This window comes from Pseudochrobactrum sp. sp1633 (genome assembly GCF_030376605.1).
Lineage (GTDB): Bacteria > Pseudomonadota > Alphaproteobacteria > Rhizobiales > Rhizobiaceae > Pseudochrobactrum.
In genome coordinates this window covers 87,888-109,297 of sequence record NZ_JARRAE010000008.1, presented here as the reverse complement: position 1 = coordinate 109,297, position 21,410 = coordinate 87,888, and the positions used below count along the sequence as shown (strand labels likewise).

15 protein-coding genes and 1 pseudogene are annotated in these 21,410 nt (G+C 50.0%); 3 read left to right on the top strand and 13 right to left on the bottom strand.

The genetic code is table 11. The features are described 5' to 3' along the window. Positions 1-4: 4 nt before the first annotated feature. The 13 genes and pseudogenes from P8H26_RS11050 to P8H26_RS10990 form a co-directional block, all read right to left on the bottom strand. Positions 5-2,527, bottom strand: coding sequence for a PglZ domain-containing protein (locus tag P8H26_RS11050; RefSeq protein WP_289633057.1), 2,523 nt, complete (start codon positions 2,525-2,527; stop codon positions 5-7). After that, the gene (locus P8H26_RS11045; protein ID WP_289633056.1) at positions 2,524-4,332 is read right to left on the bottom strand and encodes a DUF262 domain-containing protein; all 1,809 of its coding nucleotides are present in this window, start codon (positions 4,330-4,332) and stop codon (positions 2,524-2,526) included. Before P8H26_RS11045 ends, P8H26_RS11050 begins: the two co-directional genes overlap by 4 nt. Further along, positions 4,329-8,369 (bottom strand): BREX-1 system adenine-specific DNA-methyltransferase PglX, encoded by a 4,041-nt coding sequence (pglX, locus tag P8H26_RS11040; protein WP_289633055.1) that lies wholly within the window; start codon positions 8,367-8,369, stop codon positions 4,329-4,331. Before pglX ends, P8H26_RS11045 begins: the two co-directional genes overlap by 4 nt. Next, positions 8,366-12,010 (bottom strand): BREX system P-loop protein BrxC, encoded by a 3,645-nt coding sequence (gene brxC, locus P8H26_RS11035; protein WP_289633054.1) that lies wholly within the window; start codon positions 12,008-12,010, stop codon positions 8,366-8,368. The genes pglX and brxC overlap by 4 nt, the downstream gene beginning before the upstream one ends. Positions 12,011-12,025: 15 nt before the next feature. Next, entirely contained in the window at positions 12,026-12,598 is a 573-nt protein-coding gene (locus P8H26_RS11030) for a BREX protein BrxB domain-containing protein (protein ID WP_289633053.1), read from the bottom strand. After that, on the bottom strand, positions 12,579-13,364 hold the full coding sequence (locus P8H26_RS11025; protein WP_289633052.1) for a DUF1819 family protein: 786 nt from the start codon (positions 13,362-13,364) through the stop codon (positions 12,579-12,581). Before P8H26_RS11025 ends, P8H26_RS11030 begins: the two co-directional genes overlap by 20 nt. Further along, a complete protein-coding gene (locus P8H26_RS11020) occupies positions 13,361-13,864 on the bottom strand; it encodes a BrxE family protein (RefSeq protein WP_289633051.1) in 504 nt (167 codons plus the stop codon). Before P8H26_RS11020 ends, P8H26_RS11025 begins: the two co-directional genes overlap by 4 nt. Positions 13,865-13,957: 93 nt before the next feature. After that, positions 13,958-14,371 (bottom strand): annotated as a pseudogene (locus tag P8H26_RS11015) (type I restriction-modification system subunit M N-terminal domain-containing protein); the annotation flags it as partial. A 202-nt stretch (positions 14,372-14,573) separates the two neighbouring features. Further along, positions 14,574-15,158 (bottom strand): hypothetical protein, encoded by a 585-nt coding sequence (locus P8H26_RS11010; protein ID WP_289633050.1) that lies wholly within the window; start codon positions 15,156-15,158, stop codon positions 14,574-14,576. A 153-nt stretch (positions 15,159-15,311) separates the two neighbouring features. Next, positions 15,312-16,853, bottom strand: coding sequence for a hypothetical protein (locus tag P8H26_RS11005; protein ID WP_289633049.1), 1,542 nt, complete (start codon positions 16,851-16,853; stop codon positions 15,312-15,314). 119 nt (positions 16,854-16,972) lie between these two features. Continuing rightward, entirely contained in the window at positions 16,973-17,482 is a 510-nt protein-coding gene (locus P8H26_RS11000; protein ID WP_289633047.1) for an AlpA family transcriptional regulator, read from the bottom strand. A gap of 87 nt (positions 17,483-17,569) precedes the next feature. Continuing rightward, entirely contained in the window at positions 17,570-17,761 is a 192-nt protein-coding gene (locus P8H26_RS10995; RefSeq protein WP_289633045.1) for a helix-turn-helix domain-containing protein, read from the bottom strand. Positions 17,762-17,830: 69 nt separating this feature from the next. Further along, complete coding sequence (locus tag P8H26_RS10990) at positions 17,831-18,583, bottom strand: hypothetical protein (protein ID WP_289633044.1); 753 nt, start codon at positions 18,581-18,583, stop codon at positions 17,831-17,833. A gap of 358 nt (positions 18,584-18,941) precedes the next feature. On the opposite strand from P8H26_RS10990, the gene P8H26_RS10985 reads away from it, so the two are divergent. The 3 genes from P8H26_RS10985 to P8H26_RS10975 all read left to right on the top strand — a co-directional run bounded on the left by P8H26_RS10985 (position 18,942) and on the right by P8H26_RS10975 (position 21,410). After that, entirely contained in the window at positions 18,942-19,151 is a 210-nt protein-coding gene (locus P8H26_RS10985; protein WP_289633043.1) for a hypothetical protein, read from the top strand. 213 nt (positions 19,152-19,364) lie between these two features. Further along, positions 19,365-20,417: a sensor domain-containing diguanylate cyclase gene (locus tag P8H26_RS10980; RefSeq protein WP_289633042.1), complete on the top strand. Its 1,053-nt coding sequence runs from the start codon at positions 19,365-19,367 to the stop codon at positions 20,415-20,417. A gap of 150 nt (positions 20,418-20,567) precedes the next feature. Beyond that, positions 20,568-21,410, top strand: coding sequence for an endonuclease/exonuclease/phosphatase family protein (locus tag P8H26_RS10975; protein ID WP_289633041.1), 843 nt, complete (start codon positions 20,568-20,570; stop codon positions 21,408-21,410).

Sequence of the window (21,410 nt, the reverse complement as noted above, 5' to 3'; positions counted from 1 at the left end):
ACTGTTACACCGCATAATCAGTTGCCAGGTCGAGCTGACAGTACACCGTATAAGTCGTGGGGTTCAAAGCCTTTATCTTGAATTTTCCCTCGAAATCCATTTGCATCTTGATCGTGACTTGAACCTTATCGCCAGGCTTCAACGACAAGGTTCCAGTCGCCGGATTTACCGCGCCTCCAGCCTTGGCTTCGCCTACAACTTCGCCCTTGCTATCGTGTGCCTCCAGCAGAATCTCGAAGTCGTTCTCAATCGAGAACATATCTGCCGTCTCAAGCGAAAGGTCAATCACCGGCATACGAGTAGTGATGACCTTTGCGCTGTTTTTGTAACTCATCGCCACAGATGCTTTATGCAAAGTCGGCTGGCTCGATGCTTTTAGTTGCATCGTAATGACCGGCACTACGCACTCTTGCAGTGAAATGCCGCCGTGGTAGTACAGGAGACCGTTGCGATAGGAGGCCAGCGAGTGTGGTGCAGCACATTTGGCGAAGTCACCGCGAATACCCATCTTTTCAGCTGAAACCACCAGGTGATTGCCGTCGCCAGTACCATCGCCAAGTGCGCATCGATCATGGATGCCAATCCAATTTCCGGACGGCTTATTACACACATCACCGGCACCGGCATGAGTATTCATAAAGAAGCCATGGTCGGTCGCGATCACCACCTCATGAAAACCGCGCTCCTTCAGTTTGCGGATCGCCACACGGATTCGTTTAAGTGCATTGATAATTTCTCTTGGCGCTGTGTGGGGATGATTTTCAAAGTGACTATCGATCTCCACCGAGCGCAGCACCAGCAAATCGGTTTCGGGTGAAAAATCAAATCGCCCACGCACAAAGTCTTCCAGGCGCCCCTCTTCAAAGCGCTGGCCGTATTTCTTCCGAAATACATCCATACGCTGAGCAACCGTGCCCACCACCTGGTCGCCCAACATCGCCACCAGGCTCTGGTCGTCATTTTTGATGCGCAGCAGCTGTCCTGCGCCAGGCAGCAAGCTGGCCATACCCACCAGCGTAATGCTAGGCAATTGCACCATAGCAGCTTGCAGCTCAACTTGGCCGTCTTCGGTCAGTTGATGCACAAGCGCTACACCCAATTCATAGCGCAGCGCATCGATCATAAAGTACGCAACCTTGTGGCCGTTCTTCTGCAGCTTAGGTGCGACGATGCGGTCAAATACGTCAGCGTTCGATAGCTGGCCCGCCAACGGCCATCCGCTTTGCTCCACATGGCGAGTAAAGATCAACTGCACCTTCTCAACCAGCTTGCCGTACTGCTTACGCACCTGCTGCTTGACCGGCGTCATGACCCCTTGTGCGTCTTGCCAGTCGTAATCGCTAACCGCCTGTTCGAACTCACGATGTAAGCGATCAGCTTCACGCAGGCTGCCTACATAAAAGGCCAGCAGCAAATCAAGATTGCGTGCGTTGTCTGCAAGTTGCCGCTCCATATCATCGCAGGTTTGCAGTAGCTCAGTGGCTGATCGAATCAAATCCCACTGGGCACGGCTCTCGCCTTTGCCCGTCCACACAGATTGCTGATGACGCTCTGAAATGCTCCGAACCCGGTCGATGTCATCACACAAGATGCCTTCGACCGCCCGACTCAAAAACGTACGTTCCTCAAACGGGAAGGTGTCGCGAGCACCTAGATCAGACCAGCCAGTAAATTGGCTGACCAGATTGAGCTCCTTCTCTATATCTTCCGCACGGTCAATGTAGGCACTCTGCGTGCGGCGGTCATTCCGCATGCGATCGCAGAGATCTTCAATCAAAGGCTTGGCCTGCGTTTCTGCGCGCGGCACATCGCTCAAGCTGGAGGGCAATGCACCAGGCAGATCAAACACAAACTCGCTGAACAAAACAAAGCGCCATAGCTCATTAGCAACCGAGTCCCATGTTTTACCCTGGGTCTTTAATGACAGGCCCATGCTGTTGCGGAGCAAATCACGTGCCTCTGTCACCCAGCTGTCGCTGCCTTTCAATGCCGTCTGCTGTGCAGCATTTGGCACAAGCAACGCAAACAGAATGTCCCGAGCGGACTCGACTACCAGTAATGCTCGCAAGTTGGGCCAACCCAAACCACCACTGATCGCATCCACCACGGCAAAGCTTGGCGATGCATCCTGAGCAAAGATCGTCCTGATTGCGGTGGTGTGATCTGGCTTCGCTTTAAGGCAAAGACTCTCAAAGCTATCGCCGTCGCCGTCCGGGAAAATCGCTCCCGCAGCCGCAATGGGGGCGAACGGGTCAGATTGCCGTTCCTCATCACTTTCTGGAGCCTTGGCAGGCACGTAAACCAACAACCCAGCGAGCTGACGTTCAATCACATCACGCAGACCCTGCATCGCCCCAACCCGGCTCTCAATACTGCTCTTCGATGCATCGACAACCAACAGTGTTTCATCAGCCAAGCCGTTGCAGACATCCTGGTAGTGGCCTGTAGGGTCATACACCACAAGGCTGCCGGTCTTTTGCAAACGGGAGCGAAGAACCTTGTTTTGGATGAACTCTGCAATGCTCATAAGCTGCTCCTTAGGCTCAAGATGGACTTCACCTCCTTGAGCATCTTGTCTGTTCGTGCCGTCATCTCGGCCTCATTCCATTCGGTGCACGAGGCCAAATCAGCGTTCAGATACAGCCCATTGCGATACCCGATGAAGTCGCCCTTGTCGTTCTGGCGATCACGCTTCTTCATGAACTCCATCGTGCCTAGTTTGGAGTTGTACCCACTCAGGGTTAGGTTGCCGAGTTGGTGGGCGCAGCGCTGGCGTATGAGGTCAGCAGTGTCCTTGCTGTTGAGTTCCAGCATGGCCACCCAGCCTGGGCCAAGGTTTTCTGTTTTGGGCAAGATGTGCTCAACCGTGAAAACGGGACGATCGTTTGCGTCGTGCGTCCATAGGTCGCGCTTGTTCTCGCGGGTCTGGTGCACTTCTTCGAGCTTGCACAGCATGAAGCGAGTGGCCTCGTAGTTGTCAAGGTACACATCGCCCTTCAGGCGGGCATCACACACATTCTCGGGGGCGGCACGCGCCAGCAACCAGCCACTCGCGTGCTTCACAAATTCGTCCAGCTTGGCAATTGAACTCGCACGCATCTTTTGCAACAGCTCGCCAATCAACTCCACGAACATCGGATCGAGCTCACGGGTTGGTGGCATATCGGTAAGGTTTCGCCAGAAGAACCACTTGGTGAGCAGAGCGGCCATTTGACTCAACGCCTCGCTTTCATCCCACGCCTTACTCAGGGCAACCTGGCTCACCCATAGCAAAAACGCATAAGCCGGTGCTGCACCTAGGCGCTGCAGGTCTTGCAAGTTGGCCGCAGTGCCTTCGCTCCATTCATCTTTAGCCGCCGCCGGATTGAGCAGCGCCGAATAGATCTTTCCCTGGGATTGCAGAGCGTGGAAAAGCCACACCGGGCGCTTGCGTAACAAGGTGTCGTAAATGGTGATGAGATTGGAGCGCGTTGCTCTTGAACAGCCTTTGACCTCCACCCGCTTGAGGTACTTGAACACATTGTACAGCTGCCGCAAGAAGCGCTCTTGCACGGCCGGATCAGGGAGCAAATCAATCAAGTCTTTCCACTCATCAAACGCCCGGTCAATGCCGTAGTCAGGGCGCTTATCGAGTTCTGCCAGCAAATTGTTCTTGATGATGTCGATGGCCGACAATGGAATGCCTCGGTTGTTGATCGACTCGAACAACATGAATGCGTCCGAATGGCTTTGAACCTCAATTTTGACCAGGATCGCGCACTTGAGTTTTTCAAGCAGCGCCATGGCTTGGCTAATGTCAAATGGCGCAAGCCGCTCACGGAAATACTTGTAAGCCTTCGCGATACGGCGATTCCCGAAGTTGGCCAGCCCTTTGGGTGCAGTGACCAGCTTGGGAAAAAGCTCACTCAGAATCCGCTGGAAGTCCGCCTTGTTCTGCATCTGCTCGCTGGGCTCAAAGCGCCATTGATTGTTCGCCTTGATGAAGATGCGGTTCTTCAGGTTCACTATCTCAACGTTGAAGTCGTCATCCGGCTCAGGGTTCGTCTTCAGCTTGTCGTACAGCGCGCAGAACAGCAGGCTGATGGTGGTAAAGCGCTGCTGGCCATCGATCAGTTCCAGCTTGCCACCTGCCATCGAGTCCTTCTGGCCGTTGACGCAAATGATCGACCCCAAGAAGTGACCAGAAGGCGACTCATCCAGATCGTTGAATAGCGCATCCCAGTTCGACCAGCCCCAAACGTACTCACGCTGGTACTTGGGGATGAAAAAAGAACTGGCCCCATCCGGATTGAAGTAAAAACTAACAGGGGAGGCTTTGACGTCCTGAATCATGCCTCACCCCCGGCCTTCTTTATTCCGCGAGTTTTCTTGGGGGCAGCCTCGGGCTCCACGTATAGATCCTCCAGCCCATGGGCGATGGCCAGCGATTTGTCGGTCTTGCATTTTTCGCGCACGCGTTCTGGCCAGTAGGCCATGGCCAGATGCGCCCAGTCGTAGTCGCCTTTTTCCAGTTTGGCCCAGGTGTCTTTCAACACCTTTTGCCAGGGCTTGTGGCGGAATAGTGGCCAGAGCGGTGCGGCGGTGATTTGCACGCCGTCGTCATGATTAGGCTGGTAGGTCGGTGCAATCTTGAGCAAGGTATCGCGCAGCTCAGTGAGCTCTTGCTCAAAGATTTGCAGCGTTTCGTACTGCTTTTCCTCATCACGAGAGCGGCCGCTGCCTTTAGTACGTAAACCTGCACACTCACGACAGACTTGCGTCAGTTTCCCGTTGGGGCCATCGAGAAAATCATTGACCGCTGTAAACAGCGTCTGATTATTCAGTGATGGGTAATAGACCCAGAGCGTGTAGCTACCCGAAGCGGTGGCAAGAGGCCAGTAAATGGGCGCTTTACGTCGGCTTTTTGAGTATCGCTGCAGATGGTCTGCAAAAAATCCTGCAGGCTTTCCTATGTAGTCTCGTATAGAAGAGAACCCCAACTTTAAAAGCAAATCTTGCTCTTTAGAGTCTGAGTTTGAATTGAAAATATATCGGAGTGATTTCTCGATATGTTTTACCAGGTCGTCACTCTCTGATGCATTTTCAGCGGCAACACCAAATGGGAATACGCTAATTGGATACAGCGCTTGTGAGCCATCATCCAAAATGGTTTCAGAACCATTACGGAGAACGCCTGGTGGGCAACAAGAAACTGGTGAAAATGGATCAATATCTCCACTTTGCTTCCAACCAGACGTTGCTATTCGAATATCCCATCTGCCAAACGAACATCCTACGAGATAGGATATAAACCCATCTGCAACAGACTTGGGGCTTTCGTCAATAACTTCAGCCGATTCCGGTGTATCGGAACTTTCGTCACTCTCATCACAATCTGGCCCATCATCTGGCAATGATATTTTTGACTGACTTTCAATGGCCTCAAAAACATCCTTCTCAAGTGCTTCAAGTTCTTGAGAGCTCAGGCCGTAAGCCGAAGCGACCTTCAGTTCAAGTTCGTGCCCCAGCAAAGAGTCCTTTTGCCATGACAATGATTCGTTTACATCCACTAAATATGCCGGCAAAACAAATTCAACAAATGGTTCGTGTAACTGAAAAATTTTTCTACGCGTTTCAACTTCGCTTTTGACTTTATCCTGGATGAGCCCTTTTAATTCCAAATCAAATTTGATTGATGGAATCCCTTGAACCATGCCAGCCTGAAATTTCGGCCTAGCAAAGTTTTCGCCATTAAAGCGAGCGACCGCGCTTCCCAGATTAGATGAGCAAATAGCAAACACATCCAGTATATTTTCCCCCAGAGGAAAAACTTGCGAACGGCCCGCTGTTGGCACGGCTCCGGCAGGAACAATATACGGAACGAGTCTGAAAGACCGGAGCATGTAGCTAAAACCCGGCAGGAAGTAGTACTCCAAATTTTGAGGTCGGCTTCTTAGTTTTCCATTCACATCGAAAAAATGTTGGAAATGATCGCCGTCATTTTTCCAATTGACCACTTGCAAAAGCGGAGAGTACCAAGGTGCCGAATAATCCGTTTTTGAATACATTGCCCACTTGCAACTACCAATCGTTGTTTGCTTACGAATGCTGCTTCTAATTTTCTCCGAACACGAGCCTTGACCGTCGTTTTCGATTCTGGAAGCATCAGCAATGTCTGCATTGTCAACCTCCCACCATTGACGTAGAAATCTCCAGTCATCACCGGTTTGCAGCCCCACTTTAACCGTTGCTTGACTTCCTTCAATTGGTTTAAATTTGTTGAGTTTTTCTAAAATTTCTTTTGGCACCCAATAGGTAAACGCTTTGCCGGGCGAAAATTCAAACGAATCAATATTTGCAAGGAAGTAATTACTATCGCCGGTATTTTTGATGGCCTTCAGGAGCGCAGAGTTCTTATCTTCGTCTTTGAGCACTCGAATGCATGGGAAGTTTTCGGCTTCATATTTTTGGTCACTATTAGGCTTCCGAAAAACGTATGCTGCAGCTTCCACCATTGCATCATCCATTACCCCATGGCCGAAATCAGCAAAGCACTCCGGCTCACCTTTCTTTAGTGCAACATTTGCTCGCCATTTTTCAAAGCTGGAGAGAAAGAAGCATGCACGTGAAGTAATGGCCCCAACTCTCCCTCCTGGACTTAGGAGCTCTAGAGCTCGCTCGACGAAAATTGCGAGCAGATCATTTTTTGAAAATGGATATGATTTCGTTAGATTCTCTTTACTGCCAAGACTAAGAGCCCCAAACGGAGGATTCATCACTATGACGTCAAATATTTCGCTGCACATATCTACTAATCGCAATCCTTGCAGGGCATCCTGTGCGAATAAGTGGCTTTGATAAGTGCTTTTTGCAGTCTGCGAAAATGCAATAAGCGCGCTACGTAGACGCGCCTCAGCTTTCTGCCAAATTTCTACTTCTTGCTGAGCAAACAAGCCCGTACCTTTGCCTCCATATACATGCTTGATTAATCGAGGTAGATCTCGCTCTACTTTGAGTAATACACCCGTTTCTGGGAGGTGCTTCAACATCTGAAGAGTCTTCTCGAACAGATCTGCGTCGAGTGGATCAAGTTGCTCGGCAAACAGCTGGCGCAACTCACGCTCTGCTGGTGGGGCGACTGCTGCAACCACATGGCTCTGCCCAATACGCGGACGATCTTTGGCTTTTACGTTTGTCTCATGCCAGGCACGCTGTGCCCGCAGCCACAGCGCCAAGGTGGCGATCTGCGCGGCACGCGGATCAATGTCCACTCCGTAGAGGTTGTGCTCGATGATTAAACGTGGCACATCGCGCAGAAAGCTCGCTTCATCGCCATAGGTTTGGCTGAGTGGTTTGAACGCAGCCTGGGGCTGAGTGGAAACATCTAAGGAGCCGGGGCCATGCTGCTGTTCCCAGGTCCAGGCTTCCCGATAGATCTCCGCAAACAGATCGAAGGCATACAAGCCGAAGTGCATCGATCCGCAGGCCGGGTCCAGCAGCTTCAGGGTACGGGGGTCGCGCAGTTTGACGGTTGCCTGTGGTTGCTCGTCGGACTTGACCAGCAAGTATTGGCAACGGTCGCGCAGATCCGTTTGCCCGCCAGTGGCATTAAACCAGAGGCGCCCCAGCGTGTTATCGACCAAAAACTCCACCACGTAGCGCGGCGTGAAAAACTGGTTGCGTACAGCGAGCTCACGGCTTGTCCGTGGAGCTCTTGCTTTGCGCATGTCCTTTCGCTCTTCCGGCGAGTTGAAGTATTGATAGATCCAGCCGATGGTTTCGTCTTCGCCCCAGAGAGGCTCAATCTCAAAGTGGTTGAGTTCATCCAGCAGCGGACGCAGGGCAGTTTCGCGCGGGAACAGCAAGCCATTAGCCGCATAGCGATCAAACAGAGCGGGCAGCTCTTGTGCCAGTTCATCAAACACGCTGAACAGATAGACATGATACGCCTGGCCGGTGTCTCCCAAGGCGGTACCAGCAATCTTGCTGTAGAGCTGACAGCCACGCGATTGGTAGCCCTTGCTGACCGACTCTATCAACTGCCCACGCGCTTCCATCATCAGCAGTGCTGCCAGGCGGTTGAGCACGGTAAAGGCCTGCTCCCGAACCATGCGATTGAGCACGGCGATGCGGTGATCGGTATCGTCGGCATCCGCGCCCAGATAGTGCGCCAGGGTTTGGCGCAGCACCTCAGCCGTGTGGCGTTGCCGATCATCCAGATGGGTGAGCCGCGCCATGGGCGTAACTTCACCTGTCTTTGGATCTAGGCCATAGGTTTGTTGAAGCTGGATGCTGAATTCATCGGACAGCAAACGACGACAACTGTTAACCAGCTTTTGCAGACGCCCTCGGGTGGTTTGATCGAAAGCCTCCTTTTTTTCAAAAGTCATAGGTCGTCCTGCAGTTCGAGATTGAGGGCAAAGGCGTGGGCATACTTCAGTTCTCCACGCAGCTGTTGTAGTTGCGTGATCAGCGCATCCAGGTCACCCATCGTGGTGATCTTGGTCCGTGCTTTGATGCTGCGCGCGATGGCTGGTTTCGGTTCATTGAAAGCACTTGCTACAGGAATCTCAGCTTCAAGCTCCTCCTTAATCCGCTTCGTTCCCAGACGCTCAATACTGTGTTTCAAGCCCTGCACTTCATCCTGCATCTCAGAGAGCTTGTTGGTAATGGAATTGAGCCCCAACAAATCAGGTGTCATTTCCACAATCAAACGCTCCAGGCTACCCAACAGTTCGGTTTGCTCCTGCTGGGTGAGCTTGCTCCATTCTGGCACGCGCTTGAGGTCGACCTCGGCCTCTTTAATGCGCGTTTTGAGTAGGTCTTGCATCGCAATCACCGTATCGCGAATACGGGCCCGAATGGTGGTGAGGCTGGTGCTGAAGTCGGCCGCAAAGCGATAAAAGTCCGCCTGCTGCAAGCGCTCATCAATGAGGCTGAGTGCCTCCGCCAACTCTTCTTTCAGCGTGACAAGCAAGGCGACGTTCGGCAGATTAGCAATGGCAGTGCAATGCTGGCGCAGATCGCGTAGGGTTTGCTCCAAGCCTTTCTCCAATTTGAGCTTGACCTCGGCAGCCCACTTGAGGCTGTCGAACAACCCAGACTGCTCGCCACCCAAGCGACGCGGCGCATCCGAGGCATCGGTAAGCAGTACGTCGTTAATCTCATGCGTGAGGTTTTGCAGGCGATCAACACCCGGCAAATTCAGGCCGCGCAATTTCTCAGTGAGCGGGCCGTATTGGTGCTGTAGCTGAGGAAAGAGCTTCGTGGTAACTTTGCTAATTTCATCTTCCAGCGGCACGACAGTGTCGCCGCTAATCTCGGTAAGCCGGGTTGCGGCGCGTGCCAGTACGTCGTTGGATGGCCGATCACCGCCACGCAGCGAGATGCCGATGCTCTTAAAGGTATTGTTAGTTTTGATGGCGTCGATGGCTTGCTGGCCATTAACAGTGACCTCGCGTCCCGCCACCTTGAGCTTGATCTCACCGGCCAGTAGCAGGGCTGCTACCAGATAACGCAGGGTGTCTGCCGACCAACCAAAGGGTGCATCGGCAAAGGCATCCGTCAGGCGTTTGCCATCGACTGTGCCATTGCGATCTATGTAATCGTGGATGCTGACCATGGCTAAGTGATCGGTGCGAATGCTGTGCCGCCCGCTTTGGGTTTGCACTAGATTCAGCGGATCAAGTGCGCTGGTGATGCCGGACAGATTGCCGACCCGCAGAAACTTCTCGGCAAGCTCGGTTGCTGCACGCACCGGTGCTTCGGTATAGCGATCGAAAACCTGCTCGGCCACTTCTTTTAAATGCTTGCGCGCAGCATCTAGCAGATCTGTCGCCAGCGTATCGACGGCAACAGCCTGGCCACGGAAGATGAATGAACCTTGTAACAGGCTGCGCTGAATCTGCGCACGCAGCTTGGTGCTGAGGTGTCCGGCGCGGTCGGCTTGGCCGTTGCAGTATTCGCGGATTTCTTGGTCTAGATCGCTGCGATAACGGTTGGCAATTTCGCGGCAGCGGTGAATGTCCGCTGTTAGTTCATCCATCTCTGGCGTGGTTCGGCCCACCAGATAGATATTGAACTTGGATGAGTTGTGGCGTGACTCATCCGTGAGGCGGATACGAGCGCTATCAACTTCTTTCGGATCCACCAACTCGACAATGGTTTGAATTTGATTGCGTTCACCCGCCAAAGAGGCCGGAACATTCCCCGCCGACAGGGCTTTCAGGCCAGTCGTCACCACAAACGGGCCGGGCAACTGAACGGTTGGCAATGGCGAATAAACGCCTGTCAGTGCTTCATTGACGATACGACGCAATTCGACGCTACGCAACGCCACTTGGCTGCGCTCTTGCTCGATATCGTTGAGCTTTTCACTGAAGAAGCACAGGTTCCCATCTTGCTCGCCAAACGGAACGATAGGGTCGTTAATCAAGTCTTCGACCGCTTTAGCTACAGCGTCCGCCTGGGAGCTACCTGCAATGCTGTCGTGCATCAGGCTGGTGACGTTTTGGCGGGTGATGGGCAGGTTGCCCAGAATCTGCAGAACAGCGACCGTTTTGGCGATGTTTTGGTGTAGTTCGGAATGAGAGAAGCGAATCTTGGTGGCTTTTTCAACCGATGCGTGCAGTGAGGCAAAGGCACGTTTGATGTCTTTGTCCAGCGCATCAAACAGTGTGACCGTGGTGGCCAACCAGCCGACAGACTGCTCAGCAATGGCAGGCTTGTCATCAGAGCCGTCAATCAAGATGTCTTGTAGCACTTTAATGGCTGAGCGCAGACCAATGCCCCCGGTAGACTTAGCCAGGGCTCCCAGCAGATGCAGCAAAATATCGAAATGCGCAGGTAGGAACGGGTACAGGTCAACGAAAGTCTTGCGGTCGAAATCCACGCCGTATACGCGAGCGTCTACCAGCTTGGTGTTTTGGCGCAATTGTTGGCCGTATTGATCAAACAACCCACCCAACTCAATCTCGGCCGCCGAAGACTTGCCCAATAAACGCGTGTAGCAAATCTCTTTAATGTCGTTTGATTCGAGCGCAATCTGAATCGGGAAGCGGTCGTTGAGCTTGAACATCTCAGGTGAATTGAGCGCCGCCTTCGCGTCATCCGCCGTGAGGGTTTGCTGCGCCGTACCGACGATCCAAACCTTGCCGTCGCCGATGTTTTTCAGATTTTTGGCCAGTCCATCGAGATTCAATATCAAGTTGGGCCGAGGGCCAACGTACTGCCCCACTTCATCGATGATGAAGATGATGTATTCCTTGCCCGATGCCTCGCGGGCAATCTCCAACATTTCCCGGACGCGGTCATTTTCGAAGACGACAATCTCGCTTAATTCAGTGGTGAACGAAGTAGTCGTTTTGAACAGCGTGGGATAAAGCTGGTGGGCAATCTCGGGAATGAGGCTATCGACCACCAGCTCATCATTACGGTAATTGCTCCAATCTTCTCCTCCAGCCGTGTCCTTAAAGGCATCCAAGAATTCGTTGTAACGGCCTTCCTTTTTGAGCTTGCGCTCCAGTGCGGCCACTTTGAGATTACGCGAATATCCCGCCCATTGCAGAACCTTGTAGAACAAGACTGTGGATACTTCTTCCATAGTTGCGCCGGCAACTTGTTCACTGGCCAAGTCCAACATCAACACAGCCGCCGGAAAACGCTTAGCCACGTTTGAAAGCAATGATTTCGTTTGCTGACGCTTGAGGCGATCTTGAAGATGTTGTATAAATGGTACGCCATCAATGGTGACGCGGTCATCAAATGCCAGGCCAAGATACTTTGTGAACGAGCTTTTACCCGAGCCGTAGAAACCCGACACCCAGACGCCTACTTCATTTTCACCACCAATATCCATGGCGGCTTCCATCTTGAGCAGGAGGCTCTCGAACTGCTGGTCGATGCTGTCGGTGACCACGTATTCGGAGATTTCCGATTTCAGGCGCGCTTCTTGTGACACGCCATAGGTGATAACTTTTTCAATACTGCGATTGATGTTCTTGCTGGGGTCGAAGAGTTCTTTAATTGTCATGTTATGTCTCAATGATTAGCCGCCGACGTGGACAGAACGGTAGTTGCCATCGTCGGGGTAGAACCCCAGGAATTTGAGTCGAGTCTTGCCGGTACGCACGCCAGGGTAGAAGAACACGGTGGGCACATGAAATTTGCCCTGCAACTTGCCCTCAATAACGCCAATGCGCGTGTAGGGATGCAGCGCCTCGAGATCGGTGACCAGTAAAATAGCCTTGGACTTGCCTTCAAGCCCAGCCAGCTTGGCTTCGATGCGTGCCTGCAAGGCACCATTGCTGATGGCATTAGCCAGCGATGCATTGGCCTTGCCCCATGCCAAGGGCGCTTTCTGATCGGCAGCGAGCCAGATCTTGCGCAATGGCGCCTTCTCGATAATGTCTGCAATATGCTCGGCAATGGAAAAAGTTTCGACTTCCCAGCCTTCGTTGCGCAGACGGTGCAGCCACGCGGGTGTTTCGCGCTTGACGTTGAGAATCTGATTCGGTGGAAAAACCAAGTAAAAAATGGGTTCGAAACTAGCATGGCCAAACTCACGTCCCTGCTTGATTCGCTCCATCAACTCATTGAAATCAGCTTTGAGCGATGACATCGATCAGCTCCTCCATGCTTTTATAGGTCCACCCGATATGCACAACACCGGATGCGGCCTGAAATATGAGTAGGCCCTGCAACGACAAACGCTTGAGTTGATCCCGCACGTCGGCATGCTGCAAGCCAAATAGCTCCCAGTCAGGGCTCGCAACGATTTGATTGTCACCAAGACCACTGAACTTCAGCTCATAAGCCAAGTAGGCAGCGACTCTGGGCAGAATTCGATAAGCAGTAATGGATCGCTGACTGCGGCCAGTGGTTGCCAACAATCCATAATCAGCACAGCAGCCCATTAAATATGAGGAGATACGTTTGATCGTTATCTCAGACCAGGGCTTTTGTGTTTTTCCCTCGCGCACACTGTTGGCAACGAAGGTACGCGCGTCTTCCAGATCAAGATCATTGCGACCTGCTGAGTAACGCGCCCAGTAAACCTCTCGAACAAAATCCGCCAAGACTAGGTTGGCACGAGCGGTATAGATAAACAGCAGTTGGTTGAGTTCGGCAGTGGTAAAGCGTTCAACCAGCAATTTGAGCTGCTTTATCACCTCAGGATCGCGTAGGAAGCGAGGAGCAAAACACTCGGCCACGATGTTGCGCAAACGCCTTGCTGTCACCAGCGGGAAACGCCCAGATGCCAACGCAGCATCGTAAAGCTGAGAAGCGGCCATACCAGGTTGATACAACTGAAGCAGCTGCCGCGTTTCATCCAAAAGACCTAAACCCGCTTGCAATTGGGTGGTGTAATAGCGTTGCCTGGTCACTCCTCCCCCCTAACATATGGAAGCGATTGAATTCCTAAACCCATTGCGGAATGGTAGACACCTGCAGCACGCTGTAACGCCACCTCCAGATCATCACTCATTTGACCGAGGGATATCGGGCCTGGCATTGCAGTCTCTTGATCTTTACTGAGCTCAGCCAGGCGTGCCATGGCCTGCTCACGGCCTGCTAACCTACCTTGTAACGACTGCACAAACGCAGGGTCGCTGAGGGTATCTGCCGACGCATGCTCCAGACCAATAGGCAGGCGGAAAAGGTGATAGATGCGCCCCACACCAATCGCTTCGTCATGTATATTTGCCGCAGCAACAGTTGTGCCCTGATATTGTGCCAAAAATAGCGACCTGTTAAATATAGGGGCAAGAAACGCAGCAGCTGTACCGCTGAAAAACTCACTGGTCCACCAGTTAGCTTGCCCCTTTTCGCCCAGGAACCCAACAAGAACCCGAAGCTCTGCGATTGTTGATGCGATTGCGTTCATCCCCATTCCTATATAATTTCAGCAGCACCACTTATAAACAGTGTCCTTGAAGAGCCGTATGGTTATCATTTTAGATGATAGTGTAAAGCCACCTCAAGAAAAGAAGCCCGTATATACCTCGATAGGACAACAATTGAAGCATAAATAACCCCGAGTTGAAGTCAATTCGCCAATATAGTATTCATAGATCCGCCCAATCAGATCGAGATCAGACGCGGGGCCGTCAAGTTTAAGATTGGAAAATAGATCAATCAATCCGGAAAGCATTCCGCGATCGATGCTTTCTTTACCAAATACTTTTGGTAGTGCACCTTTGATACTGGTATTTTCTGCCTCGACTTCGCGCATGGCATCATTAATCATTACGCCAATGCGCGCATCTTTTGCATTTTTAGAAATCGTTGACCAGCGCGCCTTTTCAGGCACAAAGAAGATATTTTCGGCCAGATATACGTCACGATCTTCTGGATCGCCGCCATCTTCAATGATCAGTTTGTGCGTACGCTCGAAAGCTTCTGAAACAGAAGGCCAAGTGCAATATGCTTTTACTCACCCGGATCCATCGCTCCGCGCATATTGTCCGCGGCAGCAAATAGTGTCTTCTCAATGCTCATCAATTTCCCTCAGCGCAACCACACTCAAAACGTTGTTAGCCCGTTGAAGGCATTTTAGGCAAACAGGTATACGAATAGTTGTAGAGTTTTAAATTTTAACCCTTCGGAAAAATGTTTAAGAGTATGTTCTGATATTTTTCCAAGATGCCATTTTCGTATTCAATTAAAGGAAACTCTTCGATAAATCGTCGATCTTCATAGGCATCTTTCAAGTCGATATCATCAGGGAAAAGGCCGGCTTTCACACCGTCTTTCCATTCACGTTCAACAACATCAAAAAATTTGTCCTGCTCTGGTGTACCGCCTGCAAAGAATAAATAACCTCGTGCAAAATTTTCATGAAAGGCAATATCTTTAGCAAGTCCGTGTAATGCATTGATTAAATCAGAGCGATTTGTCTTTAATGAAATTTCGGAAAGTAAATCCCGTCCATTTGGATCAAATTCACAATGCAGTTTAAAGTTATTATCTCCATCATATGCCCAAAGGCAGTTTTTATGATCTGATACGTAAACAGCCGGATAATCACCTGTAATTAAGGAGGCGACAAAATCGGCAAAGTTTTGTAGATCATCATTGAAATCATCTATAATGGTTTCAAAGACAAGGCTCTGGTCACGAACCTCAATCAGAATGTTGCCTGTCGAGACTTGTTTAAGATTGAACATTTCATCACTCATTAAAATAAAACCATTCTTTCTCATGTTCTTTATGAGCACAAAAAATCTCAACGAATGTCAATAATTGAAAATATCACCAAACAAGAACATTAAAATGCCAATCATCAATACTTTTCGGACATCACTATCCTAAGGGAAAAAATTATTCGCCTTCTACTTAAGTAGGCAAGTCTGCTGAACATTTTCACGTCGACCATACATATTCCGTTCAAAAATTTCTTTTGCTCGCCGGAAATCTGCGTCTGTTTCAGAAATTTCCTTTCGCTCATATGCAAGATATAAGTCCAGTTCACTACGGCTTGTCAGGGCGCGACGGCACAGTTCATCCAAAATTTCCTCACGTTCATTGTCCTGCATAGATGAATAATGTTTCCGTATCACTTCTTGGGGAGTATGACCGAAGTTAAGCTGTAAAGCGACTTCGTCTTTAATTGTCATTTCACCGCGCTTAGCCAAGAATGGGTGAAGGACCTTGCGAAAATCGTGAGACGATATGCTACCGTTCAATATCCCAACTACGCTTGCGGCCTCTTTAATAATCCGGTGAACCGGTTCTTCAGATTTCCAGCACTGCGCTATTTCAACACAATTTCCCTTGTAGCCAAAGCCAAGCGCATTTGACTGAATATATCGGTCTGGGAGAAAAAATGCGGCATCCTGACCAAAACCATTAGCGTTACGCCATGTGTCCCATTCGTCTAAAGCCCCCCAAAGACCTGAACCAAGATCAAGGCAGTAGGTTCTAATGTGTTTGCCGAATTTCGTATCGACCTCTCGCGGATCCTGATTGATCCATCGGGTACGAATATTTACATGTTTGCCGCGCAGTGTAACCAGCGCTGCAATGCGTATACCCGTTAGAATGAACATAGCTACAATTGCGCGATTACGCAGCTCAATCGGGTTCGACATAGGCATAGCAGAAAAGATACAAAGTGCCTGATCAAAGGTTAAATTAGTTCCCTTCACCGTATTGGCCTCGATTACGCGCTCCCGTCGAGAAAGACTAAAATAGCCAGCCAAGTCCGCATGAGTTTTCGTGTCAGATTGGCGTTGTAACCACTGTATAAATGCACGACATCGATCCAATGTATGTGACACCGTTGAGATACTTAAGGCACCTTGCACATCACCGATACAAAGACTGCGTAGTGCATTTTTAAAATTACATGCATCGTCAATCGTAATCTTCTCAAAGTCCTTATGCTCAAAGAATCCACTCATTCTAGCAAGAGACCGAAGATGCTCATCAACAGTTCGAACATCCAAGTTTTGATGGTTTTCCAGATAAACAGTATACCGTTGAAGCACACGCAAATTGAAATTGGTAGTTTCTGTAGGTACAGGCGCTCCACTTCTCCCAATAGCTCGAGAAACCCCATCACATATTACGTCGGACGATTCTCTAGGGGTATTGGTAGATGCTTCATAAATCTCAGGTAAACTATGGGCTTGAATACGCGCTTGTAGCATGTTGTGGCAATCAAGGCACGTTCCTGTCACTTTATAGCATGCAATGCCAATTGGCGTAGCATTTACTGATCCAGGTTCAAGCGTCTTAAACCCAGGACAAACAGAGCAAAATAGCCGCCCACTTTCTGGCAAGCGACCATGCGGCCAACGCATACTCGTGATAAAGCGGCGTAACTCATATCCAGCAAAAAGCTGTGGCCGTTTATCATCTACCGGCTTCAATCCGCGACCTATCCAATTTGTAATTGTGCTGTCACCGACACTAAACCTCAGACATACCTGCTCTCGTGTATACACCCAGTGTCGACGAGCTTTTGTAGGATCATGACGCCGGGACATAATTAATACTCAGAATTTTCAGGCATCTGCTGACTATCCAGATAGCGATCAATTGCATATCGATCCCACCGAGTTGAGCCACAAATACGTATAGCTTTGGGGAAAGCGACTTTGCGTTTTTCTAAGCGCCAGACTTTAGAAATACTGATTGCCAAATAGGCAGCAACCTCTTTGACAGTCATCAAACGAGGAGCTTCACCAGATGTATTCGCATGGTGAATTGCGTCCCCGTCGGATTTCATCTCAGACTTAGGCTTTTGAGGCACATGCCTGTTTATTGAGGTCTCTACAGACCCTGTCTGGTTAAATTCAGTAATATTTTGAGGTTCAGCGCATTGATCAGAAACATTTACAATAATTGGCGCCTGAATTCTACTCGCCCCGCGTGCTTGACTTGCCGCTGCATAAGGATTGCAAAAATCTTCAGTCGAGTATTGATCGCCATCATCGAGTGCCGGATCTGCAAACATATCCTGACTTGCTAAATAGTCATTTGAATAGAATTTGCCCATTATACATCTCCGCAACGCAGCCCAACCTGGCGAGTTTTAAAACTTCAGAATTTGCAACAGCAAAAACAGAGATCAAAACGGCACGGTTCAACCGCGCCCACCTTTTGTCGGCAGCGAGGCAATGAACTGATCAAGATCTTCACGGAGAATAAGAGTGCGCTTACCAAGCTTGCGGATTGGCAGCTGGCCATCCTTGATGAGATTATAAAGTGTGGAACGCCCAATCCCGAGTATACGAGCGGTCTGGGCGATTGAAAGTGTCGAAATATCTTGCATCATTTTGGCTCCATGTGAACTCAGCTAATCACCGAGATATGCATAGAACCTGCCTTAGACTTGTATGGAAACCTAATTGGGCAATTGGGCGGAGATCAGTTTTTCGCCCAATTCCTGAATGAGTGTTTTACGATTGGGATTTCGCTGCCCTCGTGGCCCTGGTTTTGGAAGAGGAATAAGCTCTTTACAAATTCTACGAATATTATCTCGCTGCGCACTTGGGATAAAAAGACTGACAAGCTCATTGACCTCCCTCTGCGTAAGCGGCACTAACTCTTTAGGCGTCTCATGCACAATCATTTCAACAATGCGCCGAAGATTTGCCTGTGAAACAGCACGCCGTATAGGTGGAACGATTAACTCGCCTCTGTTTTCAGGCCAATTATCTCTAATAAAGTCCGACCTTACTTGCACCATGCGATAGCCACTAACCCGGGAGCTCAAAATAGCACCATCCCATTCATTATGATCATCCGTTCCGATCAAGCGATACAGCTTACCTCTGTCATTTGAATCAGATGTCGCTGTTTGAGGCCAGATACCACTCGGGATAGAAATCAACGGACCTGGATTACTCTCGTCTAAGCCCCTTACATTTTTTTCCGCCTGCAACGGAAGTATAGAGGATAAGATTTCAACGAACGCTTCGGCTGCTTTATCCTCACGCTCGTAGTATTCGTTCAAAGTCATTGACTTGCCACGCATGGCGATCCAGTCAATTGCAGCACCAACCCCAATCCAAGAACTTTCAAGATCCGCCAATGTGATATAAGGCTGCAAAACATCATGATCCGCTGATTGTAGTATTTCATTGTCAGAATTCATCAGAATCATCCTCGCGTTGATCTGAACAGAACCAAGCTATTTTGGACGATAGAAGAAAGCTATGGTGATAGAGAGACAGTCAAGCTACATGTTTCACACAATAAAAATCTGCGTAACGCGCTTATATAATTCCGACATTTAAATTTGATGGCATTATTGATGGCATCATAAAAATCAAACTTAATATTTATTATATTTTTCAGTCAATTAGCTTTTATATTAAAGTCCTCTTCTGGCACCATATAAAGACCACTACCAAGGTCTTTAATCAAAAAAACCCGCGCAAGCGGGTTTTTTTGTATCTTCCGTTATGTCAGTACTTTTCTCCCCTCTCCGCCAGACACAGTCAGGATGCTTTATGGAAACCGTCTCCATTGATAATCGCAGTGAATTCGCACTTTGGGCAATCCAGCGAGCGCAGGAAATTGTAACACAGCAAGGTGCTGCATTGGCGCTCGCAGCGCGGGATATGAATGAGGCAGAGCTTGCAAAGACTGCTGCCGATCTTGGCGCAGCAATATCCGATGCATTGCTGGATGTTTTTGACGGATTGACGACCGGAGAATAACGCGTCGCATAAAACTTATCTCCTCCTCCGGCAGGAATATGTATCAATCTATCTGCAATCCGGCATTTTCTTTTCAGTAAGACCAGTCTAATATTACTGGAATATCTGAGAATTAGCTGATTAAAATGAGGTTTGTCTTTTAAAAGCTTCGTCTAATATTATCACTTAAACGCAATACCACCTTTCGCGTAAAGCAGAAATCTGGAACATATATTGAATATTCAGAAAGCACTCTATCCGTTTGAAGTACCGGCTAATGAAGCCGACCGTCTTGTTTCAGTGCGCAGCCTTTTGCCGTCACACATCTCGACCACACCAGAGCTGGATATTCTGACTGAACTTGTCAAAGATGTGTTTCATGCCGCATCCTGCGCTGTAACAATTATAGATGAAGACTGGCAGCGCATTGCCTCCACCGCAGGCATCAAAGCAACAAGCTGCGCGCGCGAGCAATCTGCCTGCACCTATGTGGTACAGTCCGGGCAGTCTTTTATCGTTCAGGATATGTCGAGCCATGCCGCCTTTTTCGATAAGGCCTATGTTACCGGCGATCCGGCATTTCGTTTCTATGCGGGCTTTCCGCTTGAGATTGATGCAGGGCTGACACTCGGCGCCCTCTGCATCATCGATACACAGCCACGCACATTCAGCGCTGATCAATGTGAAGAAATGCGCCGCTTTGCCCAACTGGCAAGCGCCCTGCTGCGCTTGCAAAGAAAAAATATTTATCTTCAGCATGACACAGAACATCTGCGCAAGAATGCGCTCACAGATCCGCTGACGCGCCTCTATAACCGGCGCGCGCTGAAAGAGCATGTAGCACCCGTGCTGCGACAGCTTTTTACACAAAAACAATCCGCAGGCGTCCTGCTGCTGGATATGGATAATTTTAAAACCATCAATGACACTTACGGACATCCCGCCGGCGACAAGCTTTTGAAGCAAGCTGCTGACAGAATTCGCTCAATCATAGAGCCTGCGGATATGCCCGTCCGTATCGGCGGCGATGAATTCTGCATTATTATGCCAACGGTGCAAAATGCTGAGCAACTGGAAGAGGTTGCAAACCGGCTGGTTGAGGCATTTCGTGTGCCGTTTCTTATCTCCGGCACCGAACTTGTCTCTGCCGTCAGCATCGGCACTCTTCTTGCTCCTGAGGACGGTCAGTCCGGCGAAGAATTATCCTATCACGCTGATAAAGCTCTCTATATGGCCAAGGCACGCGGACGCAATTGTGCCGTTCGCTTTGACCGGTCCATGTTGTAAGCGGCTCAGTAATCACGTCCGATATTGCTCAGCGGCACTCAAAACCCTATATAAAAAGTCAATGAATGCGCATGCCCTGAAATGAAAACATTTCAGGGATAAGTTTATAGCGAAAGCAGATATAAAAACTGTGCAACGAGGAAGCTGCGCTTGCGTAAGAAATTGCATGACAGAAAATTACCTCAGACGGTTCTGAGAGCAATTCGCAACCGGCGCGGTCACCGGCCATTGGCAGATAATAATCCCAGCGGCGATACTGTCGTTGCCTCCTATAATGTTCACAAATGCATTGGCATTGATAAAAAGTTCGATCCCGAGCGCACAGCTGAGGTCATATCCGAGCTGAACGCCGATATTATTGCTATTCAGGAAGCTGATAAACGATTTGGCGAACGCAGCGGGCTGCTCAACCTGCAAAATCTGGAAAGAGTCAGCGGGCTTGTGCCTATTCCGATTCAAACCATGTCGCCGAACGGTCATGGCTGGCACAGCAATCTGCTGCTGTTCCGTCAAGGCCTGATCAGAGATATTCATCAGATCAAATTGCCGGGTGTAGAGCCGCGCGGCGCAGTTGTCGCCGATATTGATCTGGATGAAGGCCCCTTGCGCATTATCGCCGCGCATTTCGGCCTGTTGAAACACTCGCGCTCCCGTCAGGCAGAAACGCTGCTCTCTATGATCCGTGAAGATAATGATCGTCCGACTATTCTGATCGGCGATCTCAATGAATGGCGCGTCGGCAAGGGTTCATCTCTGGCAACATTGCAACCGGTATTCAACCTGACAGCCGGTGCAGTGCCGAGTTTTCCGTCCCGCTTTCCGGTGCTTGCTCTCGACCGTATTCTCAGCCGCCCGCAGAAGCTTGTCACCTCTGTCGAGGTGCATAATACGCCGCTGGCACGCCTTGCGTCAGATCACCTGCCGATCAAAGCCCATCTTGATCTTAAAGCGCTGGAACTACCCGTAGCGGCCCTTCAACGGTTCTCAGCTTAA